The organism is Pseudomonas sp. M2(2023) (assembly GCF_030263955.1).
GTDB lineage: Bacteria > Pseudomonadota > Gammaproteobacteria > Pseudomonadales > Pseudomonadaceae > Aquipseudomonas > Aquipseudomonas asiatica.
Map to the genome: position 1 here is coordinate 3,008,888 of NZ_CP127114.1, position 18,217 is coordinate 3,027,104.

At 63.5% G+C, this 18,217-nt stretch carries 17 protein-coding genes, 1 pseudogene and 1 riboswitch; of the genes and pseudogenes, 11 read left to right on the top strand and 7 right to left on the bottom strand.

Going from position 1 to position 18,217, the window contains the following annotated elements; genetic code table 11:
• Positions 1-65 precede the first annotated feature (65 nt).
• From QN085_RS13940 to QN085_RS13975, 8 genes are all read left to right on the top strand, one after another.
• Entirely contained in the window at positions 66-545 is a 480-nt protein-coding gene (locus QN085_RS13940) for a GNAT family N-acetyltransferase (RefSeq protein WP_023662847.1), read from the top strand.
• Positions 546-675: 130 nt separating this feature from the next.
• Positions 676-898: riboswitch (cobalamin riboswitch) on the top strand.
• Positions 899-991: 93 nt separating this feature from the next.
• Positions 992-1,180 carry a CbtB domain-containing protein gene (locus QN085_RS13945; RefSeq protein WP_003258255.1) on the top strand — a complete coding sequence of 63 codons (189 nt, stop codon included), beginning with the start codon at positions 992-994 and terminating at the stop codon, positions 1,178-1,180.
• A gap of 9 nt (positions 1,181-1,189) precedes the next feature.
• Positions 1,190-1,876 (top strand): CbtA family protein, encoded by a 687-nt coding sequence (locus QN085_RS13950; RefSeq protein ID WP_013972789.1) that lies wholly within the window; start codon positions 1,190-1,192, stop codon positions 1,874-1,876.
• Entirely contained in the window at positions 1,876-2,262 is a 387-nt protein-coding gene (locus QN085_RS13955) for a cobalamin biosynthesis protein (RefSeq protein ID WP_023663313.1), read from the top strand. Before QN085_RS13950 ends, QN085_RS13955 begins: the two co-directional genes overlap by 1 nt.
• A 31-nt stretch (positions 2,263-2,293) precedes the next feature.
• Entirely contained in the window at positions 2,294-3,046 is a 753-nt protein-coding gene (gene cobM / locus QN085_RS13960; protein WP_023663312.1) for a precorrin-4 C(11)-methyltransferase, read from the top strand.
• A gap of 66 nt (positions 3,047-3,112) precedes the next feature.
• Entirely contained in the window at positions 3,113-3,355 is a 243-nt protein-coding gene (locus QN085_RS13965; RefSeq protein ID WP_013972792.1) for a DUF1272 domain-containing protein, read from the top strand.
• 219 nt (positions 3,356-3,574) lie between these two features.
• Positions 3,575-4,189 (top strand): response regulator transcription factor, encoded by a 615-nt coding sequence (locus QN085_RS13970; RefSeq protein WP_023663311.1) that lies wholly within the window; start codon positions 3,575-3,577, stop codon positions 4,187-4,189.
• A gap of 13 nt (positions 4,190-4,202) precedes the next feature.
• On the top strand, positions 4,203-7,475 hold the full coding sequence (locus QN085_RS13975) for a transporter substrate-binding domain-containing protein (protein WP_041505909.1): 3,273 nt from the start codon (positions 4,203-4,205) through the stop codon (positions 7,473-7,475).
• Here QN085_RS13975 and QN085_RS25995 read toward each other — a convergent pair.
• The 3 genes and pseudogenes from QN085_RS25995 to gnuR form a co-directional block, all read right to left on the bottom strand.
• Positions 7,450-8,019 carry a methyl-accepting chemotaxis protein gene (locus QN085_RS25995; RefSeq protein WP_502945422.1) on the bottom strand — a complete coding sequence of 190 codons (570 nt, stop codon included), beginning with the start codon at positions 8,017-8,019 and terminating at the stop codon, positions 7,450-7,452. The two genes, QN085_RS13975 and QN085_RS25995, sit on opposite strands and share 26 nt — an antisense overlap.
• Before the next feature lie 27 nt (positions 8,020-8,046).
• Positions 8,047-8,805 (bottom strand): annotated as a pseudogene (locus tag QN085_RS26000) (PAS domain-containing protein); the annotation flags it as partial.
• Positions 8,806-8,907: 102 nt separating this feature from the next.
• Positions 8,908-9,927 carry a transcriptional regulator GnuR gene (gnuR, locus tag QN085_RS13985; protein WP_024087200.1) on the bottom strand — a complete coding sequence of 340 codons (1,020 nt, stop codon included), beginning with the start codon at positions 9,925-9,927 and terminating at the stop codon, positions 8,908-8,910.
• 206 nt (positions 9,928-10,133) lie between these two features.
• Between gnuR and QN085_RS13990 the strand changes: the two genes are divergently transcribed.
• The 3 genes from QN085_RS13990 to QN085_RS14000 all read left to right on the top strand — a co-directional run bounded on the left by QN085_RS13990 (position 10,134) and on the right by QN085_RS14000 (position 12,515).
• Complete coding sequence (locus tag QN085_RS13990; protein ID WP_015270531.1) at positions 10,134-10,673, top strand: gluconokinase; 540 nt, start codon at positions 10,134-10,136, stop codon at positions 10,671-10,673.
• Between the two features lie 111 nt (positions 10,674-10,784).
• Positions 10,785-12,137 (top strand): GntP family permease, encoded by a 1,353-nt coding sequence (locus QN085_RS13995; RefSeq protein WP_013972805.1) that lies wholly within the window; start codon positions 10,785-10,787, stop codon positions 12,135-12,137.
• A gap of 84 nt (positions 12,138-12,221) precedes the next feature.
• Positions 12,222-12,515 (top strand): hypothetical protein, encoded by a 294-nt coding sequence (locus tag QN085_RS14000; RefSeq protein WP_013972806.1) that lies wholly within the window; start codon positions 12,222-12,224, stop codon positions 12,513-12,515.
• Positions 12,516-12,684: 169 nt separating this feature from the next.
• Here QN085_RS14000 and QN085_RS14005 read toward each other — a convergent pair whose 3' ends face one another.
• The 4 genes from QN085_RS14005 to QN085_RS14020 all read right to left on the bottom strand — a co-directional run bounded on the left by QN085_RS14005 (position 12,685) and on the right by QN085_RS14020 (position 18,188).
• On the bottom strand, positions 12,685-14,112 hold the full coding sequence (locus QN085_RS14005) for a sigma-54-dependent transcriptional regulator (RefSeq protein ID WP_038409701.1): 1,428 nt from the start codon (positions 14,110-14,112) through the stop codon (positions 12,685-12,687).
• Entirely contained in the window at positions 14,081-15,574 is a 1,494-nt protein-coding gene (locus QN085_RS14010; RefSeq protein WP_031325631.1) for a sensor histidine kinase, read from the bottom strand. Before QN085_RS14010 ends, QN085_RS14005 begins: the two co-directional genes overlap by 32 nt.
• 297 nt (positions 15,575-15,871) lie before the next feature.
• The gene (locus tag QN085_RS14015) at positions 15,872-17,332 is read right to left on the bottom strand and encodes a sensor histidine kinase (RefSeq protein WP_013972809.1); all 1,461 of its coding nucleotides are present in this window, start codon (positions 17,330-17,332) and stop codon (positions 15,872-15,874) included.
• Positions 17,333-17,603: 271 nt separating this feature from the next.
• Positions 17,604-18,188 carry a lytic transglycosylase domain-containing protein gene (locus QN085_RS14020; protein ID WP_023662492.1) on the bottom strand — a complete coding sequence of 195 codons (585 nt, stop codon included), beginning with the start codon at positions 18,186-18,188 and terminating at the stop codon, positions 17,604-17,606.
• Positions 18,189-18,217 lie beyond the last annotated feature (29 nt).

The following is an 18,217-nucleotide window of genomic DNA, read 5'->3' on the forward strand; positions in this document are numbered from 1 at the left end:
AGTTTAACGAAATTGTATAGATACACATCTCTGTACCGTTACCATCAGATCAAGGAAGCCGCCCCATGAGCCTCACCATCCGTCCTGCCGTTCGCGCCGACGCCGAGCAGATACTTGCCTTCATCACCGAGCTGGCAGAGTACGAACGCGCCCGCCACGAGGTGATCGCGAGCGTTGCCGATATCGAGCACAGCCTTTTTGGCGAGGGCAGCACCGTGCATAGCCTGATGTGCGAGCGCGATGGCCGGGCAATCGGCTTTGCCGTGTATTTCTATAGCTACTCGACCTGGCTCGGGCGCAACGGCATCTACCTGGAAGACCTGTACATAACGCCCGAGCAGCGCGGCGACGGTGCCGGGCGGCAATTGCTGCGGCACATCGCCCGCGAGGCGGTGGCGAAGAATTGCGGACGGCTGGAATGGAGCGTTCTGGACTGGAACGAGCCGGCTATCGGCTTCTATCAGAAGCTGGGGGCCGAAGCGCAGGATGAGTGGGTGCGCTACCGACTGGACGGGGACAAGCTGGTGGCGTTTGCCCGGGGCTGACCGGGAGCGCTTCGCAATCCCTGTGTAGGCTTGAGCCGCGAACACTGGCGCAGCCGGTGCCATGCACAGAGTACCCGAGGTGCCGGCAAACTCGATTCTGGCAATTGACGGCAGCCCCGCCCCATGGTCTCCTTATGCCTCGCGTTCAGGTGCCCCCGATGGGGGTGAAACGGGAAACCGGTGCGTCACAGGCCCTCCAGCAGGGCCGGACAAGGCCGGTGCTGCCCCCGCAACGGTAAGCGAGCGAAGCGTCTGTACCACTGTGCCTGATCCCCGGCATGGGAAGGTGACGCTTTCCAGGAGCCTGGCTCCTCCTCGCAAGCCCGGAGACCGGCCTGGCGTTCATGAACACCCCGCGGTGGGCGGGCGCTGTTGCATTCCCCTGGGCTGCCACGCTCGGGGCTGCCGCGCTTGCCCGTTGCCCACAAAAAGCAGAGGAACGCGTCATGCCCGTCACCAGCGCCAAGCAACACAGCATTACCACCCCCGTCACCCTCAGCCAGCGTGTCGTCATCGCCATCGGCGCCAGCCTGCTGGGCCTGTGCCTGGTGTACTTCGCCGGCTTTTCGCACATCGAGGCCGTGCACAACGCCGCCCACGACACCCGCCACAGCGCCGCATTCCCCTGCCACTGAGTACGCCCGATGATCACACGCATTGCCCGCACCGCGGGCTTCAGCGGGTTGCTGGCGGCCTTGCTGCTGACCCTGCTGCAGAGCTTTTGGGTCGCCCCTCTGATTCTCGAAGCAGAAACCTACGAATCCTCGGCCCCCATCGCCGAGCACGAGCATGCTGGCGAAGTGGCAGCGCATGAGCACAGCGCCGAAGCCTGGGCACCTGAGGACGGCTGGCAGCGAGTGCTGTCCACCACCGGCGGCAACCTGGTGGTCGCGGTCGGCTTCGCCCTGATTCTCACCGCCCTGTACAGCCTGCGTGAACCCAAGCGAGCCGGCACCGGCGCACTCTGGGGCCTGGCCGGCTTCGCCGTGTTCTGCCTGGCCCCGACCCTGGGCCTGCCGCCGGAACTGCCAGGTACTGCCGCAGCCGACCTGGGGCAACGCCAGGCTTGGTGGATCGGCACCGCCAGTGCCACCGCGCTGGGCCTGGCCCTGCTGGTGTTCGCTCGCCACTGGTTGCTGAAGGCGCTGGGCGCTGTGCTGCTGGTCATTCCCCATGTGATCGGTGCGCCGCAACCCGAGGTGCACGAGAGCCTGGCCCCCGCCGCCTTGGAAACCCAGTTCAAAGTGGCCTCCTGGCTGACCAACGCCGCATTCTGGCTGGCCCTGGGCCTGCTCAGCGCCTGGCTGTTCCGGCGCTCCAGCCAGGCCTGATGCCTGCCTTCTACGCCGGCTTCGGCTGTCGTCGGGGTTGCCCGGCGGATACGCTGGAAATCTTGCTACGCCAGGCCCTGACCAACCAGGGCCTGGCGTTGGCTGACCTGCAAGGCATCGCCAGCATCAGCCTGAAGGCCGACGAGCCCGGCTTGCAGCAACTGGCCGAACGCCTCGGTCTGCCTTTGGTGTTGTACGATACCGCGCAGTTGCAACCCTACGAACTCCAGCTTAGCCACCGTTCCGCCGCTGCCCATGCCCACTGTGGCTGCTGGGGCGTGGCGGAGAGTGCGGCACTGGCCCTGGCCAGCCAGCGGGTTGGCACCGCCAGGTTGCTGCTGACGCGCCAGGTACTGGGCCCGGCTACCCTCGCCCTGGCCTGTTGAACGTTTCCCTTCTTTCCTGCAAGGACTTTCCATGACGGTCTACTTCATCGGCGCCGGCCCCGGCGACCCGGAACTGATCACAATCAAGGGCCAACGGCTGATCCGCCAGTGCCCGGTGATCATCTATGCCGGCTCGCTGGTGCCGGCCGCCGTGCTCGAGGGCCACCAGGCCGAGACCGTGATCAACAGCGCCGAACTGCACCTGGAACAAATCATCGCCGCCATGCGCAGTGCGCATGAGCAAGGCCAGGATGTGGCTCGGGTACACAGTGGCGACCCCAGCCTGTACGGCGCCATCGGCGAGCAGATCCGCCATCTGCAAGCGCTGGGCATCGATTACCAGATCATCCCCGGGGTCACCGCTACAGCGGCCAGCGCCGCCCTGCTCGGCTGCGAACTGACCCTGCCCCAAGTAGCTCAGACCGTTATCCTCACCCGCTATGGTGACAGCTCGCCGATGCCGCCCGGCGAGCAGCTGGGCGACCTGGCGCGCCATGGCAGCACCCTGGCGATTCACCTGGGGGTCAAGCACCTGTCGCGTATCGTCGAAGAACTGCTGCCGCACTACGGCACGCACTGCCCGGTGGCGGTGGTGCATCGTGCCACCTGGCCGGACCAGGACTGGGTGCGCGGTACCCTCGGCGATATTGTGGAACGCGTCGCGGCCAAGGATTTCCGACGCACGGCGCTGATCCTTGTGGGCCATGTGCTAGGCGACACACCGTTTGCCGAATCGGCCTTGTATCGCGCCGGGCACGCCCACCTGTATCGCCCTGGCGACTGAGCATTGCCAGGTTCGCCGCAGGCGTAGCAGACTCCGGTTTCCCGCCTGCAAACAGGAGTCACGCCCATGCTGGACCTACGCCCAAACTGCGAGTGCTGCGATACCGACCTGCCGGGTGACAGCCCCGATGCGCTGATCTGCTCCTTCGAATGCACCTTCTGCCGCACCTGCGCCGAAACCCGTTTCCAGGGCCGCTGCCCGAACTGCACCGGCCAGTTGGTGGCACGCCCGACACGGGTCGGCCAGGCACTGGCCAACAACCCCGCCTCAACCCAGCGCGTGAGCAAATCACACTCCGCCTGCGCATGACGACTACAAAAACAGGCATCGCCGCTTTGCCAGGGTGATGTCTTTCCCACTTTTTGTAGGACTTTTCAACATCAAGCACGTGGACTTTCAACACTTCTATACTCGGCATTACCAAATTCCGGGAATGGTCGTATCGTGCAGCGCTTCCGATAACCCCACTTGCAGACGTATTCCTGAGTGATCCAGGAAGCGGACCACATCCTGACAGGAGTTTTCTTCATGACTACCGTGCTGATCGTCGACGACCACCCCATCGTCCGGCTGTCCTTGCGCATGTTGCTCGAACGCGAGCGCTTCCGTGTTGTCGGCGAGGTCGGCAATGGCAGCGAGGTGGCGCAGGTGGCCCGCGACCTGCGACCGGATGTGGTAATACTCGACATCGGCCTGCCCGGCCTGGATGGCATGGAAGTGATAAAGCGCCTGCAATGCCTGGAGCCGGCGCCCAAGATCATGGTGCTGACCGGCCAGGCCACCGACCTGTATGTGCGGCGCTGCCTGGATGCTGGCATCGGCGCTTTTGTCACCAAGGAAGAAGACCACGAGGCGTTGCTGTTTGCCCTGAAAGCGCTGGTCAAAGGCTACTCGACCTTCCCTCAGATGTCGGTCAACAGCAACTCGCTGGAAAGCGAGCCAATGCGCCTGTCCAGCCTGTCCAACCGGGAAATGGAGGTGCTGCGGCGCCTGGCGCGCGGCGAGAACAACAAGAATATCGGCACCTGCATGAACCTCAGCGCCAAGACCATAAGCACCTACCGGGGCCGCATCATGGAAAAGCTCAAGACCGAATCATTGGTTGAAATGGTCGACCTGGCCAAGCGCAACAGCGTCTACTGAGCGCTCGATGACAATGAAGCGCCTGCTGGCAAGCGCCCTACTGGTCATCGGCCTGGCCGGTTCCGGCGCGCTGCTGGCAAACAGCGAACCTCGCCAGTTGCTGGCACGCTCGGTCAGCGCCGCGGCCCCGCTTGCGCTGTCCAGCGAAGAGCGGCATTGGCTACAGCAACGCCAGCACCTGGTACTTGGCAGTTCGCGCCCCGACTACCCGCCGCTGGAGATCAATGTCAGCCAGCACGACTACGAAGGCCTCAGCGCCGATTACGCTGGCATCATCGCAGAACAGCTGGGTACCACCATCGAAGTACGACGCTTCGACAGCCGCCACCAAGCCATCGCTGCGCTACGCGACGGCCGTATCGACCTGCTGGGCAGCTCCAACGCCTTCGAGGCAGCGGATGCCCAGCTCAGCCTCAGTTCAAGCTACGCCGACGATCTGCCAGTCATCGTCACCCGCGAGGGGCGCAGCCTGAAGAACACCCCCGACCTCGCCGGCCTGCGCCTGGCCATGGTCGATCATTACCTGCCGGCCAGCAGCGTCCGCAGCCTGTACCCCAAGGCACAATTGAGCCTGTATCGCTCGACCCTGGCCGGGTTGGCCGCCGTCGAACTGGGCGAGGCCGACGCCTACCTGGGCGATGCCATCAGTACCGACTTCGCGATTGGCAAGAGTTATCAGGGCACACTGAAGATCGACCACTTCTGCCAGGTTGCCCCTGGCGCGTTTGCCTTTGCCATGGCCAGTGACAACCCGCGCCTGCAACAGTTGGTCAACAAGGCGCTGGCGCGTATCAGCGAAAGCGAACGCCTGAATATCCTGCGCCGCTGGAGCAGTGGCAACACCAGCCTGCTGCTGCAGCGCCACCTCACCGCCCTGACCGCCGAAGAAGAAGCCTGGATAGCTGCCAACCCCAACGTCAGCGTGCTGGTCAACACTTCGCTGGCGCCACTGACCTTCAACGACACCAAGCACCGCCCCAGCGGCATCACCCTCGAGCTGCTCAAGCAGATCTCGCTGCGCACGGGGCTGCATTTCAAGCCGGTCGAAAGCCCGTCGGCGCAGGCAATGATCGAGCGCCTGGCGCGCGGGGATGCGCAGATGATCGGCGCATTGGGTTACAGCACAGACCGTTCGAAACAACTGCGCTATACCCGCCCCTACCTGGTCAGCCCACGGGTGCTGGTCACCCGTGGCGACAATGCATTACCGCCGCAGGCGATGGCGCTGGATGGCATGCGCATCGCCCTGGTACGCGGTTCGCCGCAACGGGCCGTGCTGCAACAACGCTATCCGCAGGCCAGGATGGTCGAGGTGGACAACCCGCTCGGCCTGATGGAGGCTGTGGCCAACGGTGCCGCCGACGTCGCCCTGAGCAGCCATATCAATGCCGCCTACTACATCAGCCATGTGTTCAAGGACCGCCTGCGCATTGCCAGCGTGCTCGACGATGACCCGGCCATCGCCGCCTTCGCCGTGGCCGCGGACCAGCCACAGCTGCAGGCAATCCTCGACAAGGCGCTGCTGAGCATTCCACCCGAAGAGCTGGACCAGCTGATCAACCGCTGGCGCACCACCACCCTGGTCAGTGACAGCCCCTGGCGCGACTACCGCACGCTGGTCTTGCAAGTGCTGGTGCTGTCGGCCTTGCTGCTGGCCGGGGTGGTGTTCTGGAACAGCTACCTGCGCAAGCTGATCAACCAGCGCACCGAGGCCCAGCATGCCCTGCAAGCGCAACTTGCGCTTAGCCGCGGCCTGCTTGAACAGCTGCGCCAGGCCAAGGAGGACGCCGAACAGGCCAGCCAGACAAAAAGCACCTTCCTGGCCACCATGAGCCATGAAATCCGTACCCCGATGAATGCCGTGATCGGCCTGCTGGAGTTGGCCCTGGAAGACAGCCGCGGCGGCCGCTGCGACACCCAGACCCTGCAGACCGCCCACGATTCGGCCATTGGCCTGCTTGAGCTGATCGGCGATATTCTCGACATTTCTCGTATCGAATCCGGGCATATCACCCTGCAGCCAGTGCCCACCAACCTGGTAGAACTGGTACGCGCCACCGTGCGGGTGTTCGAAGGCAACGCAAGGGCCAAAGGCCTGCACCTGCACAGCGAACTGCCCGCTGCGCCGGTGTGGGTGCTGGCTGATCCACTGCGCCTCAAGCAGGTCTTGTCCAACCTTATCAGCAACGCCATCAAGTTCACCGACAGCGGTGAAGTCCAGGCCAGCCTGCTACTGCCCTCGCCCACCGACACTGACAGCCTGGCAGTAGAGCTGAGTGTGCGAGACACCGGCATCGGCATCAGCCCTGCCGACCAGGCCCGGCTGTTCAATACCTTCGTCCAGGCTGACGGCCCCCGGGCACGCCAGGGCGCCGGCCTGGGACTGGTCATCAGCCGCACGCTGGCCGAGTTGATGGGCGGTACCTTGAACTTGCAGAGCGTCGAAGGCCTTGGCACCAAGGTGCAGGTCAGCCTGCAGCTGCCCGCCTGCGCTGCACCGGTGCAGGCCGATCAGCACGACCCTGTGCTGGAAACAAGCAGCGGCCCTTTGAACGTACTGGTGGTCGACGACTACCCCGCCAACCTGCTGCTGCTGGAGCGGCAACTGCATACCCTGGGGCATCGGGTCACGCTGGCGGAAAACGGGGAAATCGCGCTGGCACGCTGGCAGGCTGCGCGCTTTGACCTGGTAATCACCGACTGCAGCATGCCGGTCATGGACGGCCACGAACTGACCCGCCGTATCCGCAGCCTGGAGGGCGAACGCGGCCTGACGGCATGCCGCATTCTCGGCGTCACCGCCAACGCCCAGGCCGAGGAGCGTGCCCGCTGCCTGGCCAGCGGCATGGACGAATGCCTGTTCAAACCCATCGGCCTGCGTACGCTCAAGACCCACCTGCCCCACGCCCACCCCCGGCAGCAGCCGACAGCACGGCGCGCCAGCGGGTTCAACCTTGGCGAACTGCGCCACCTGACCCAGGACGACGAACAACTGACGCGGAACTTGCTGCAGCAGTTGTCACAAAGCGTCAGCGAAGACCTGGCCACCTTGCGGGCGTTGCCAGCAGACGCCCCCGGCGAAACTTTGCGCGCCTTGGCTCACCGGATCAAAGGTGGGGCGAAGATGCTCAAGGTACGCACGCTGGTCAAGGATTGCGAAGCCATCGAGCAGGCCCACGACCAAGGCCTGCCGACGGTTGACCATCGCCTGCAACTACAGGCCAGCCTGGAGACCCTGCTGGACGAGCTGGGCGATGTGCTCAGTGCAATTGCAGCGTCGAACTGATCTGGCTGATAGCGTTTACCACGTGCCGTGAACCCTGCTGGATTTCCATGATCACCGTACCGGCTTCGTTGGCCAGCGCCACACCATGGTCGGTACGCTTCAGGCTCGACTGCATGCTGGCCACGGCCAACAGCGACAGGTCGTGGTTCTGCCGCACCACGTCGACGATTTCCAGGGTAGCCTTGCTGGTTCGCGCCGCCAGGCTGCGCACCTCGTCGGCCACCACGGCAAAACCGCGCCCGTGCTCGCCGGCGCGGGCCGCCTCGATGGCTGCGTTCAAAGCCAACAGGTTGGTCTGGTCGGCAATGCCACGGATTGTCAGCACTATCTGCCCGATCACATCCGACTGCTTGCTCACCGCATCGATACTGCGTGCCGCGTCGTTGAGTTCATGGGAAATCTGCTCGATCACCTGTACCGCCTGCTGTACTACTTCGGTGCCCTTGCGCGCGCAGGCATCGGTCTGTACCGAACTGGCATGGGCAGCATCGGCCGCGCTTTGCTGGGGGCTGACCTGGCGGGTGATGTCGCTGGCGAACTTCACTACCTTGTACAAGCGGCCCTTGCTGTCGAAGATCGGGTTGTAGGAGGCCTCCAGGTAGACCGTCTGGCCATGTTTGTCGACACGCTCGAAACGGTGCGAGTGGTATTCGCCGCGGTTGAGCGATGCCCAGAACTCGCGGTACTCGGCCGATTCGCGCTCATGCGCCAGGCAGAATAGCCCGTGATGGCGACCGACCACCTCGTCCAGGCGATAGCCCATGGTGTCGAGGAAGTTCTGGTTGGCCTTGATCACCCGGCCTTGCGGGGTGAATTCGATCACCGCCATGGAGCGGCTGATGGCCTTGAGCAGGCTTTCGCTCTCGTGCTCCTCCATCACTCGCTGGCTGATGTCGGATGCCACCTTGATAACGCTGGTGACCTGGCGCTGCTCGTCCAGTACCGGCATGTAGCTGGCTTCCAGCCAGACTTCGCGGCCGGCCTTGTCGATGCGCTCGAAGGTACCGCTGATGGCCTTGCCCTGCCCCAGTTCACGCCACAATTGCTGGTATTCGGCGCTTTTCGCGTAGCCAGGGTCGCAGAACAGCCGATGATGTTTGCCGCGCAACTCCTCGGCGCTGTAGCCCATGGCTTGGCAGAAGCGCTCATTGGCATCGAGGATCGTGCCGTCGGGGGTGAACTCGATCATTGCCATGGAGCGGCTGATCGCCGCCAGCTTGGCCTGCAAGCTGGCCAATGCCTGATGACTGCGCTGGATTTCGACCAGATCGGACTTGCGGTGGAAATCGAACATGACGCCGGGCTCCTGTATGCGCGGTGTCCTGAGCATAGATCGCCGTTAGCGCCATGCAAGCACAGTGCTATCACCTTGTAATTATTGCATTCGCAATGCGGAGCGCCATTCTTAACCGGGATGGGCAAGCGTCCGCCCTCAGGAACTTTCCCGCACCATCAACTCGAAGCCCAGGTCCTGCTGCGCATTCGGCACCCGCTTGCCATCGAGCAACGCCAGCAGCGCCTGCGCAGCACCGCGCCCCACAGCGGCGCGAGGCGTGCGAATCGAGGTCAGCCGCGGCACCATGTGCGCCGAAGCCGGCAGGTCGTTGAAACCGACCATCGCCACCTGCCGCGGCACCTCCACCCCTTGGCGCAATGCCTGCAGCACCGCGCCCTGGGCCAGGTCGTCGTTGCAGAAGAAGATACCGTCTACATCCGGCGCCTGCCGCATCAGTTGGCTGAACAACTCGCTGCCCAAGGCAATGGAAGAAGGCTCCGGCGTCAGCACTTCAAGCTCGGTCGCCTGCAAGCCGGCCTCGGCCAACGCCTGGCGGAACCCTTCGGCACGCTGCATCACTCGTGGGTCCAGTTGTGCGGCAATGAACCCCAGGCGCTTGCGCCCGCGCTCGATCAGGTGGCGGGCGGCGGCGCGCCCGGCCTGCTGCTGCGAGAAGCCGACGGACAATGCACCAGCTTCGCCATTCAGTTCCATCATGTGCACACAAGGTACGCCACTGGCCGCCAGCATCTGCCGCGATGCCTCGCTGCGCTCGAAACCGGTCAGCAGCATGCCGCAGGGCTGATAGGCCAGGTAGTTGCGGATGAGGTTCTCCTCTTCGGCAAGATCGTAGTGATAGTTGCCAATCAGCACCTCGAGCCCGCGCGGGCGCATGACCTCATGAATGGCTTCCAGCGTGTCGATGAACAGCTGGTTGGACAGCGACGGGATCAACACCACCACCGACTGGCTGCGCGCCGAAGCCAGGGCACGGGCCGCCGGGTTGGCGACATAACCGAGGCTCGCCGCGGCAGCAACGACCTTTTCCACCAGCTCCGGCGCAACCGTGCTGACCCCGCGCAGGGCGCGCGAGGCGGTAATCGGGGAAACCCCGGAAAGCCTGGCAACTTCTGCCAGGGTGGGACGACCTGTGGTACGGGAGCCGGTGCGGGACATGGATGTTGTAATTTTACTACTTGCAAGGAAAGGGAACGGCCACTAAGGTAGCGCTGTCTCAGGACGCAGGCAATGTAATCTTTGGCAGCAGCCAACGCGCGCTCGCCGCCAAGCGTCCATACTGCGTAGGGACAAGACCAATAACACCGGGGAGGTGGCTGTTCGTCGACAACGAGACAGCGCTATCTCACCCGCAGGAGGTACTGATGAATTCTCCCCTGTCCGCCATCGTGGTGATGGGCGTGGCCGGTTGCGGCAAAAGCTGCATCGGCGCTGCCATCGCTGCCAGAAGCGGCGGCCGCCTGATCGAAGGTGACGCTTTCCACCCTGCCGAAAACATCCGCAAGATGAGCGCTGGCATCCCCCTGGACGACAGCGACCGTGCCGGTTGGCTGGTGCGTCTTGGTCAGGAGCTGCAAGCCACGACCCAGGCCGGGGAACGTCCGATCCTGACCTGTTCGGCCCTCAAGCGCCGCTATCGCGACTCCCTGCGCGACGCCATGCCCGGGCTGGTGTTCGTGTTCCTCGAGCTGTCACCCGCCGAGGCGGAGAAACGCGTGCTGGCCCGCCCCGGGCATTTCATGCCGGCGAGCCTCATCGATAGCCAATTCGCTGCCCTGGAGCCGCCACACGGCGAACCCCTGACCCTGGCGCTCGACGCCACCCAGCCCATCGAAGCGCTTGCCGAAGCGGTGGACAGCTGGCTAAAGGGCCGCAGTGAGCCGGGCCTGGCACAAACCGCCTGACCCAGGCGGCTTTCCCGGCCCAACCGAGACAGCGCTACCCTGCCCCTCAAGCGCAAGCAAATTTGCAAAAAAGCTACGCCAAAACAACGATAAGACCGAGGCCTTCAAACCATGTTCGGACTGGCTACTGATACCTTCCTGCTGCTCGACGCGCTGGTTACCATCGTCGGGCTGATCCTGCTGATCACTCATTTCAAAGTCCATCCCTTCGTCGCACTGACCATCGCGGCCGGCTTCCTTGGCCTGACCTCCGGCATGCCGGTGGCCAAGGTCATGAAATCGTTCCAGGACGGTTTTGGCGGTGTTCTGGGCTTCGTCGGCATCGTGCTCGCCCTGGGCACCATGCTTGGCAAGCTGATGGCCGACTCCGGGGGGGCCGATCAGATCGCGCAAACCCTCATCCGCGCCTTCGGCAAGAAGAACGTGCACTGGGCGATGATGTTCGCCGCCTTCCTGGTGGGTATCCCGCTGTTCTTCGAGATCGGCTTCGTGCTGCTGATCCCGCTGGTGTTCATCGTCGCCCGACGCTCCGGCGTATCGCTGATCAAGATCGGCATTCCACTGCTGGCCGGCCTGTCGGTGGTGCACGGCCTGGTGCCCCCGCACCCGGGCCCGCTGCTGGCGATCGGCATCTTCCATGCCGACATCGGCAAGACCATCTTCTATGGCCTGATCGTGGCGCTGCCTACCGCCATCATCGCCGGCCCGCTGTTCGGTAATTTCATTTCCCGCTACATCCCGGGCACCCCGTCCCAGGAGCTGATGGACCAGATCGCCAAGGAGTCCGACCAGGGCAATCTGCCGAGCTTCACCATCACCCTGGTCACCGTGCTGCTGCCGGTGGTGCTGATGCTGCTGAAGACCTTCGCCGACGTGGTGCTGCCTGCCGAGCACATCGTGCGCCAGTGGATGGACCTGATCGGCCACCCCATCACCGCCCTGCTCGCTGCCCTGCTGCTGGCCTTCCATACCTTTGGCTCGGCCCGTGGCTTCAACCGTCAGCAGATCATGAAGATGCTCGACCAGAGCCTGGCCCCGACTGCGGCGATCGTGCTGATCGTGGGTGCCGGCGGCGGCTTCAAGCAGATGCTGGTAGACACCGGCGTGGGCAACGTGATCGGGCAGATGGCCGTACAGGCGGAGATTTCGCCCATCATGCTGGCCTGGCTGGTAGCAGCGGTAATCCGTATCGCCACCGGTTCCGCCACGGTCGCCACCATTACCGGTGCGGGCATCGTTGCACCGGTGATCGACCTGGTGCCGGGGGTCAACCGTGAGCTGCTGGTGCTGGCCACCGGCGCTGGCTCGTTGATTCTGTCCCACGTCAACGACGCCGGCTTCTGGCTGGTGAAGCAGTACTTCAACATGACCGTGGCGGAAACCTTCAAGACCTGGAGCATGATGGAGACTATCCTGTCGATCGTCGGCATCATCTTCATCATGTTGCTGTCGCTGGTGGTGTAACCGTTGATCGGGGTAATGGCACCTTGAAGCTTCGGGTAGGGCCGAAGGGAAGTATCAGCCCTACCAGAAGCAAAGGAGCCTGCCATGCCCCGCTCAAGCATCCTGCTGATTGCCCTGCTCGCCGCGCCGTTGGCCATTGCTGCCGGCACCGGCCCCACCTACCCCGACGACCCACACAACCCGGCGCCCAAGCCGGGCGCGGACAGCACCCTCAACCCGATCGAAAAGCCCATGCCGCGGGACACAGACCCACGCATAAAGGGCAACGACCCGGACAGCCCGCCAGCTGAACAGAATGACAACCGGGATTTGCCAGGGATGGATGGCAGTGGCTCGGAAGGTACCGGGCGGCAGGGAGCAGCCGATAATCAGCGTTGATCAATGCCCCTGAATGCAACTGTCTTGCTCAAATTCCAAAAGTTGCCGCAATCCCTGTAGGAGCGGCTTTAGCCGCGAAGAATCCAACACGGTGATGGCACCGGCTGCGCCGGTGGTCGCGGCCAAAGCCGCTCCCACAGGGGCCCCTGTACGGCCCATTATCCGATGCTCACCACTGGCGCTTGTCCGGCCTGGTCAGCCCCAGCTTCTCGATCCGGTACCGCAGCATATCCCGCGACAGCCCGAGCATGCGTGCCGACTTGGTCACGTTCCAGTCCGTGCGGTCCAGGGTCTTGCACACCAGGTCGCGCTCCATGTCCGGCAGGCTGGTGCCGGGCTCCGGTTCGTGCCGAGGCATTTCGAACACCGCAGGCGCCGCCTGCTGCACCAGCGGCTCGTCGATCAAGGTCATGCACAGGTTGAGCTGGTGCGCCTGCACCACCTCGTTCGGCGCCAGCAGCACGGTCTGCTCCAGCATGTTGCGCAGTTCGCGCACGTTGCCTGGCCAGCTGTAACCGAGCATCAGGCTTTCCGCCTCGGCGGAAAAGCGCAGGTTCGGCTTGCCATAACGCCGGCCATGATGGGCCAGGAAATGCCGCGCCAGCAGCAGCACGTCCTGCCCGCGGGCATACAGGCGCGGTACCTTCAGGGCAATGATACGCAGGCGGAAGAACAGGTCGCGGCGGAACCTGCCCTGCTGCACCATCTGCTCCAGGTTGCAGTTGGTAGCGCTGATCACCCGCAGGTCGACCTTGCGCTCCTTCACCGCGCCAATCCGGCGGATACTGCGGTCTTCCAGCAACTTCAGCAGCTTGGCCTGGAGCACCAGGTCCATCTCGCCAATCTCGTCGAGGAACAAGGTGCCCCCATCGGCAGCCTCCACCAGGCCCACCCTGCGCTCCTTGGCATCGGTAAAGGCGCCCTTCTCGTGGCCGAACAGCTCGGCCTCCAGCAGATTGGCCGGGATCGAGGCGCAGTTGAACTCGATGAACGGCCCCTTGCTGCGCGAACCATCGAAATGCAGGGCGCGGGCCACCAGCTCCTTGCCGGTACCGGTCTCGCCTTCGATCAGCACCGGTGGCAGGTCGTCGCTGGCCATGCGCCGTTCTGCATCCAGCACTTGGCGCAGGGTGTGCTTGAGGGTGAGCATCGCCGGTGATTCACCGATCAATGCCTGCAACCCGGACTTCTGCGCCTCGCGCTCCTGGTAGAACGACAACGTGCGCTCCATGCGCTCGGCAGCCAGCGCCTTGTCCAGGGTCAGCTTGAGCTCGGCCAGCACCACGGGCTTGGTCAGGTAATGGAAGGCGCCCTCCTTCATTGCCTGCACGGCATCTTCCACGTTGCCATAGCCGGTCATCATGATCACTTTCAGGTCCGGCACCTGCGCCACCAAGGTACGCAGCAGGTCGTGCCCGCTCATGCCCGGCAGCGAGTTGTCGGTCAGCACCGCATCGGGCTGGCCCCGCTTTATCTGCTCCAGCGCCAGCTCCGCGCTGTGGCACACGGTGACCTCGAAGCCCTTGAGGCCGAGGTAGGTGCGAATATTGTCGGCGAGAATTTCATCATCCTCGACTACCAGGATGCTGTGCTCCATGGTCCCCTCCCGCTGCGATATTGAATGTGAGGCTGACGCGGGTTCCTTCCTCTTCGCGGCTGCTCAGGCTGACCGAGCCGCCAAAACGCTCCATGATGCGTTTGACCAGGGCCAGGCCTACACCCAGGCCGCCCTGCTTGGTGGTGTAGAACGGCTTGAACACCATCCGTTCCTGCTGTTGGCTCATGCCCTTGCCGGTATCGCTAAGGACGAACTCGGCACGCTGCCCATCCTGCACATTGACCTGGGCGCACAGCATGCCACCTTCAGGCATGGCTTCCAGGGCATTGGAGAACAGGGTGTTGAGAATCTGCGTGAGCTGTAGCGGCTGGCTGGCCACCCATTGCGACCGGGGGCCTTCGTAGCAGAAGTACACACCGTTGCGTTCGATCTGCTGGGCGAAGGCCAGGTGGGTGTCCTCGATGGCCGTCACCAGGTCCACGGCCTCGGCATCGTCACTGGTCGGGCGCAGCGACACCAGCAGGTCACGCACCCAGCGCGACATGCGGTCGACCTGGCTGATGATGTCGGTGATGTTCTTCTGCGCCGCGGGGTTGGCGATTTCCTGAGCCAGTTCGGCGCTGGAGCGAATGTTGGCCAGCGGGTTGCGCAAGCTATGCGCCACGGCCGAAGACATCTCGCCCAGGGCCACATAGGTTTCACTGGCCACCAGCCGGTCCTGCTGCAGGTGCAGCAGCTGCGCGGCGCGGCGCACGATCCAGAACAGGCCGAAGTAGACCAGCGCCCCGCCCACCAGGGTAGAAGCCCAGATCAGCACATAACCGCGCTGGATGCGTAACACCAGGTCCTGCGGCTCCTTGTAGATTTCCACCATGGCCAGCACCTGTTCGCCCTGGCTGTCGAACAGCGGGATGTAGTTCTCGATGAACAGGAAGCGCGGTTCACGCTGGAACTTCTGCTCTTCGCGGTCATCCTCGGCCTGGTGGTAGCTGGCCGATACCGTCTTGCGCGAGCGGAAGGCGCGGTCCAGGTCACCATCGGCCTCGATTCGCTTGCCGATCAGCTCCCGGTTGGTCGACCAGACAATGGTGCGGTCGCGGGCATAGACGTTGGCCAGCAAGGTGTCCGGCAGGTGCTCCACATGGTCGAGGAACTCGACCCGGGTCGATTCGGCCAGCTCCGGGGTGAACTGCAAGTGCTGCTGGTCCAGGCGCGGGTCAAGCAACTCGCCCATGGTGGTGCCCGGCGGCAACTGCGAATGACGTACTTCGGCCTGGGCCATGGCCTGGATGAACTGGGCGGTGAGCATGGCATCGCGCTCGACGCTGTCGCGCACCACGAAACGCGTCGACACATAACCCAGCCCGCCCGCCACCGAGGCGATGATCAGCAGGCTTATGACCGAAAACCAGCGCAGCAGGTTGAATTCGCGCAATGGCACGGCCACACCGTTGGCGGTAGTACTGGCCTTGTCAGGAACTTCTTTATCCAGCATCTGCATCGCGTGCTTCCCGCCCAGGGCGTCCATTCAGAAATGCATCAAGGCGACAAATAGTAGCCAATTGATAGCACTCCACCCGTGCAGCCGCAGCCGCCATTTGTCGTGTGTTGCGCTCTGCCTGTCACATTGCAAGAACCCAGCCAGCCAACATGCCAATTCAAATTATCTTTGATTATCAATAGGTTGAAGACACATCTTAAATTAACTTGGAGGGCTATCCCCCACATTTGGGGGTTTTCACCCAAAAAACATTAAATCCTTTATAAACAATTAGATACGAGCATTTATTAATGTAAGTCAGGAGCCATTGACCAGCCGGAAACTCAGCGAAACCCGGGTGCCATGGCCTTCACTGCTGCTGAGGCGGACACTGCCCCCGAAGCGTTCCATGATGCGTTTCACCAACACCAGGCCCACGCCCAACCCACCCTGCTTGGTGGTGAAGAACGGCCGGAAGGCCATGCGCTGCTGCTGTTCGGTCATGCCTTTGCCGTTGTCGGACAGGCGCAGGGTCAGGTTACGCCGGTCATGGCGCACCACCTCGACACGCAACCGCCCACCCTGCTCCATCGACTCCAGGGCATTGGCGATCAGGCTGCTGAAGATCTGCCGCAGTAACACCGGATGCCCCAGCACCTGCACTGCCGGTATCGGTTGCAGGTCAAGGCTCACTCCGCCGCGCGCCAGCGGCACTGCGTAGGTCTGCAGGCTTTCCTGCAATGCCAGCGGCAAATCCACCGCCACGGCCTCATCGTTGAGCGGGCGCAAGGACTGCAACATCTGGCGGATCCACTGCGACATGCGGTCGACCTGGCTGATGATGTCGTTGACGTTGCGCTGCGCCGGGCCATCGTCGAACGCCTGGGCCAACTCGGCACTGGAACGGATGCTGGCCAGCGGGTTGCGCAGGCTATGGGCCACCGCCGAGGACACCTCGCCCAGCGCCACGTAGGTTTCGTTGCTGATCAGCCGCTTCTGCTGCACCGCCAGCAGGCGCGCGGCGCGGTGCATGATGCCGTACAGGCCTACGTAGACCAGCGCGGCACCGATGGTGATCGCCAGCCAGATCAGGATCAGCCCATGCTCGATGCGCACGATCAGGTCATGGGGCTCCTTGTAGATCTCGACCATCGCCGTGACCTGCTCGCCATCGGCATCGAACAGCGGAATATAGTTTTCGATGAACAACTGCTCGGGTGGGATGACGAACTTCTGCTCGACGCGGGCCTGTTCGAAGTTGTGGTAGCTGGCCGAGACTCGCATCTTGTACTCGAAAGCCTGCTCCAGGTCCTCATCGCCTTCTATCAGCTTGCCGACCAGGGCCGGGTTGCTGGACCAGATCACCGTACGGTCCGGGGCATAGATGTTGGCCAGCAGCATGTCGGGCAGGTGCGCAATGTGGTCCAGGAACTCGCCACGCGCCCTGCGCCGGGCGTCCGGGTCGACATCGAGCAGGTTGGCGCGGTCGATGCGCGGGTCAAGCAGTTCACCCATGGTGCGCACATTAGGGATCGACACATGGCGCACTTCGGCATCGGCGATGGAGGTGATGAACTGCGCGGTGAGCAAGGCATCGCGCTCGATGCTCTCGTCGACGATGAAGCGGCTGGAAATCAACCCCAGCCCGACCGCTACCGAGAGGATGATGGCCAGGCTGACCCAGGCGTACCAGCGCAGCAGATTGAACGGCTTGCGTCGGGTGGCCAGTTCGTTACCGGCGGGTACTTCAATAACGTCGGAACAAGGGGCGATGTCCATGGCGGACTCCACAACTGAGCACCTTCAGAAGGTTATAGCCCAGAGTTGGGGAAACCATCGGGTCAGCTTGGTGGCATCCGCCGAAGGGTATTGTCTTGTTTCCCGTATTGAACGCACCTGCCTTGCAAAAATCCAGATGCTCACACGGTCCCTGTGGGAGCGGCTTTAGCCGCGAACACCGGCGCAGCCGGTGCCATGCACCGCGTTGGATTCTTCGCGGCTAAAGCCGCTCCCACAGGGGTCGCACCAGCGTTGAAAGGGGCTACAGAGGCTAATCACCCGTCAACCCCTGCAAGCGGCGGTACTCCCGCAGCACGTTGGGCACATAGCGTCGGGTCTCGGCGAACGGCGGTACCGCACCACGGCGCAACACTGCTTCGGGGCCGGCGTTGTACGCCGCCACAGCCAGGGTGATGTCATTGTCGAACAAATTGAGCATGCGCTTGAGGTAGCGGGCCCCTCCCTGCACGTTGTCTTCCGGGTCCAGGCGGTTTTCCACGCCCATCTCGCGGGCAGTATCCGGCATCAATTGCATCAGCCCCACCGCGCCCGCTGGCGAACGCGCCTTGGGGTTGTAACCGGACTCGGCCTTGATCACCGCATGCAGCAACGCCGGGGGTACGTCGTGGGTGCGCGCCGCGGCGGCGACCAGCTTGGCGTAGGGGCGGCCGGTGATGAGCTGCGCGTTGGCCGGGCCGGCCTGGGCCTTCGGCTCGCTGATCACCGTTTCATAGAGGCGCCCGGGTCGATGGACGTTGGTCAGTATGTAGCTGCCTTTGGCGTCGATGGAAATGTACACATCGGCCTGGGCAGCACCTGCCACCAGCCAGATCAAACCGAGAATGAGTCCACGCATGTCGGTCGCCTCTTCGTGGTCTCCCCCGA

Bases quoted from the DNA above. Each gene is read 5' to 3' on its own strand.
- QN085_RS13940 (WP_023662847.1), top strand. From the start codon at position 66: ATGAGCCTCACCATCCGTCCTGCCGTTCGCGCCGACGCCGAGCAGATA.
- QN085_RS13945 (WP_003258255.1), top strand. From the start codon at position 992: ATGCCCGTCACCAGCGCCAAGCAACACAGCATTACCACCCCCGTCACC.
- QN085_RS13950 (WP_013972789.1), top strand. From the start codon at position 1,190: ATGATCACACGCATTGCCCGCACCGCGGGCTTCAGCGGGTTGCTGGCG.
- QN085_RS13955 (WP_023663313.1), top strand. From the start codon at position 1,876: ATGCCTGCCTTCTACGCCGGCTTCGGCTGTCGTCGGGGTTGCCCGGCG.
- cobM (WP_023663312.1), top strand. From the start codon at position 2,294: ATGACGGTCTACTTCATCGGCGCCGGCCCCGGCGACCCGGAACTGATC.
- QN085_RS13965 (WP_013972792.1), top strand. From the start codon at position 3,113: ATGCTGGACCTACGCCCAAACTGCGAGTGCTGCGATACCGACCTGCCG.
- QN085_RS13970 (WP_023663311.1), top strand. From the start codon at position 3,575: ATGACTACCGTGCTGATCGTCGACGACCACCCCATCGTCCGGCTGTCC.
- QN085_RS13975 (WP_041505909.1), top strand. From the start codon at position 4,203: ATGAAGCGCCTGCTGGCAAGCGCCCTACTGGTCATCGGCCTGGCCGGT.
- gnuR (WP_024087200.1), bottom strand. From the start codon at position 9,927: ATGTCCCGCACCGGCTCCCGTACCACAGGTCGTCCCACCCTGGCAGAA.
- QN085_RS13990 (WP_015270531.1), top strand. From the start codon at position 10,134: ATGAATTCTCCCCTGTCCGCCATCGTGGTGATGGGCGTGGCCGGTTGC.
- QN085_RS13995 (WP_013972805.1), top strand. From the start codon at position 10,785: ATGTTCGGACTGGCTACTGATACCTTCCTGCTGCTCGACGCGCTGGTT.
- QN085_RS14000 (WP_013972806.1), top strand. From the start codon at position 12,222: ATGCCCCGCTCAAGCATCCTGCTGATTGCCCTGCTCGCCGCGCCGTTG.
- QN085_RS14005 (WP_038409701.1), bottom strand. From the start codon at position 14,112: ATGGAGCACAGCATCCTGGTAGTCGAGGATGATGAAATTCTCGCCGAC.
- QN085_RS14010 (WP_031325631.1), bottom strand. From the start codon at position 15,574: ATGCAGATGCTGGATAAAGAAGTTCCTGACAAGGCCAGTACTACCGCC.
- QN085_RS14015 (WP_013972809.1), bottom strand. From the start codon at position 17,332: ATGGACATCGCCCCTTGTTCCGACGTTATTGAAGTACCCGCCGGTAAC.
- QN085_RS14020 (WP_023662492.1), bottom strand. From the start codon at position 18,188: ATGCGTGGACTCATTCTCGGTTTGATCTGGCTGGTGGCAGGTGCTGCC.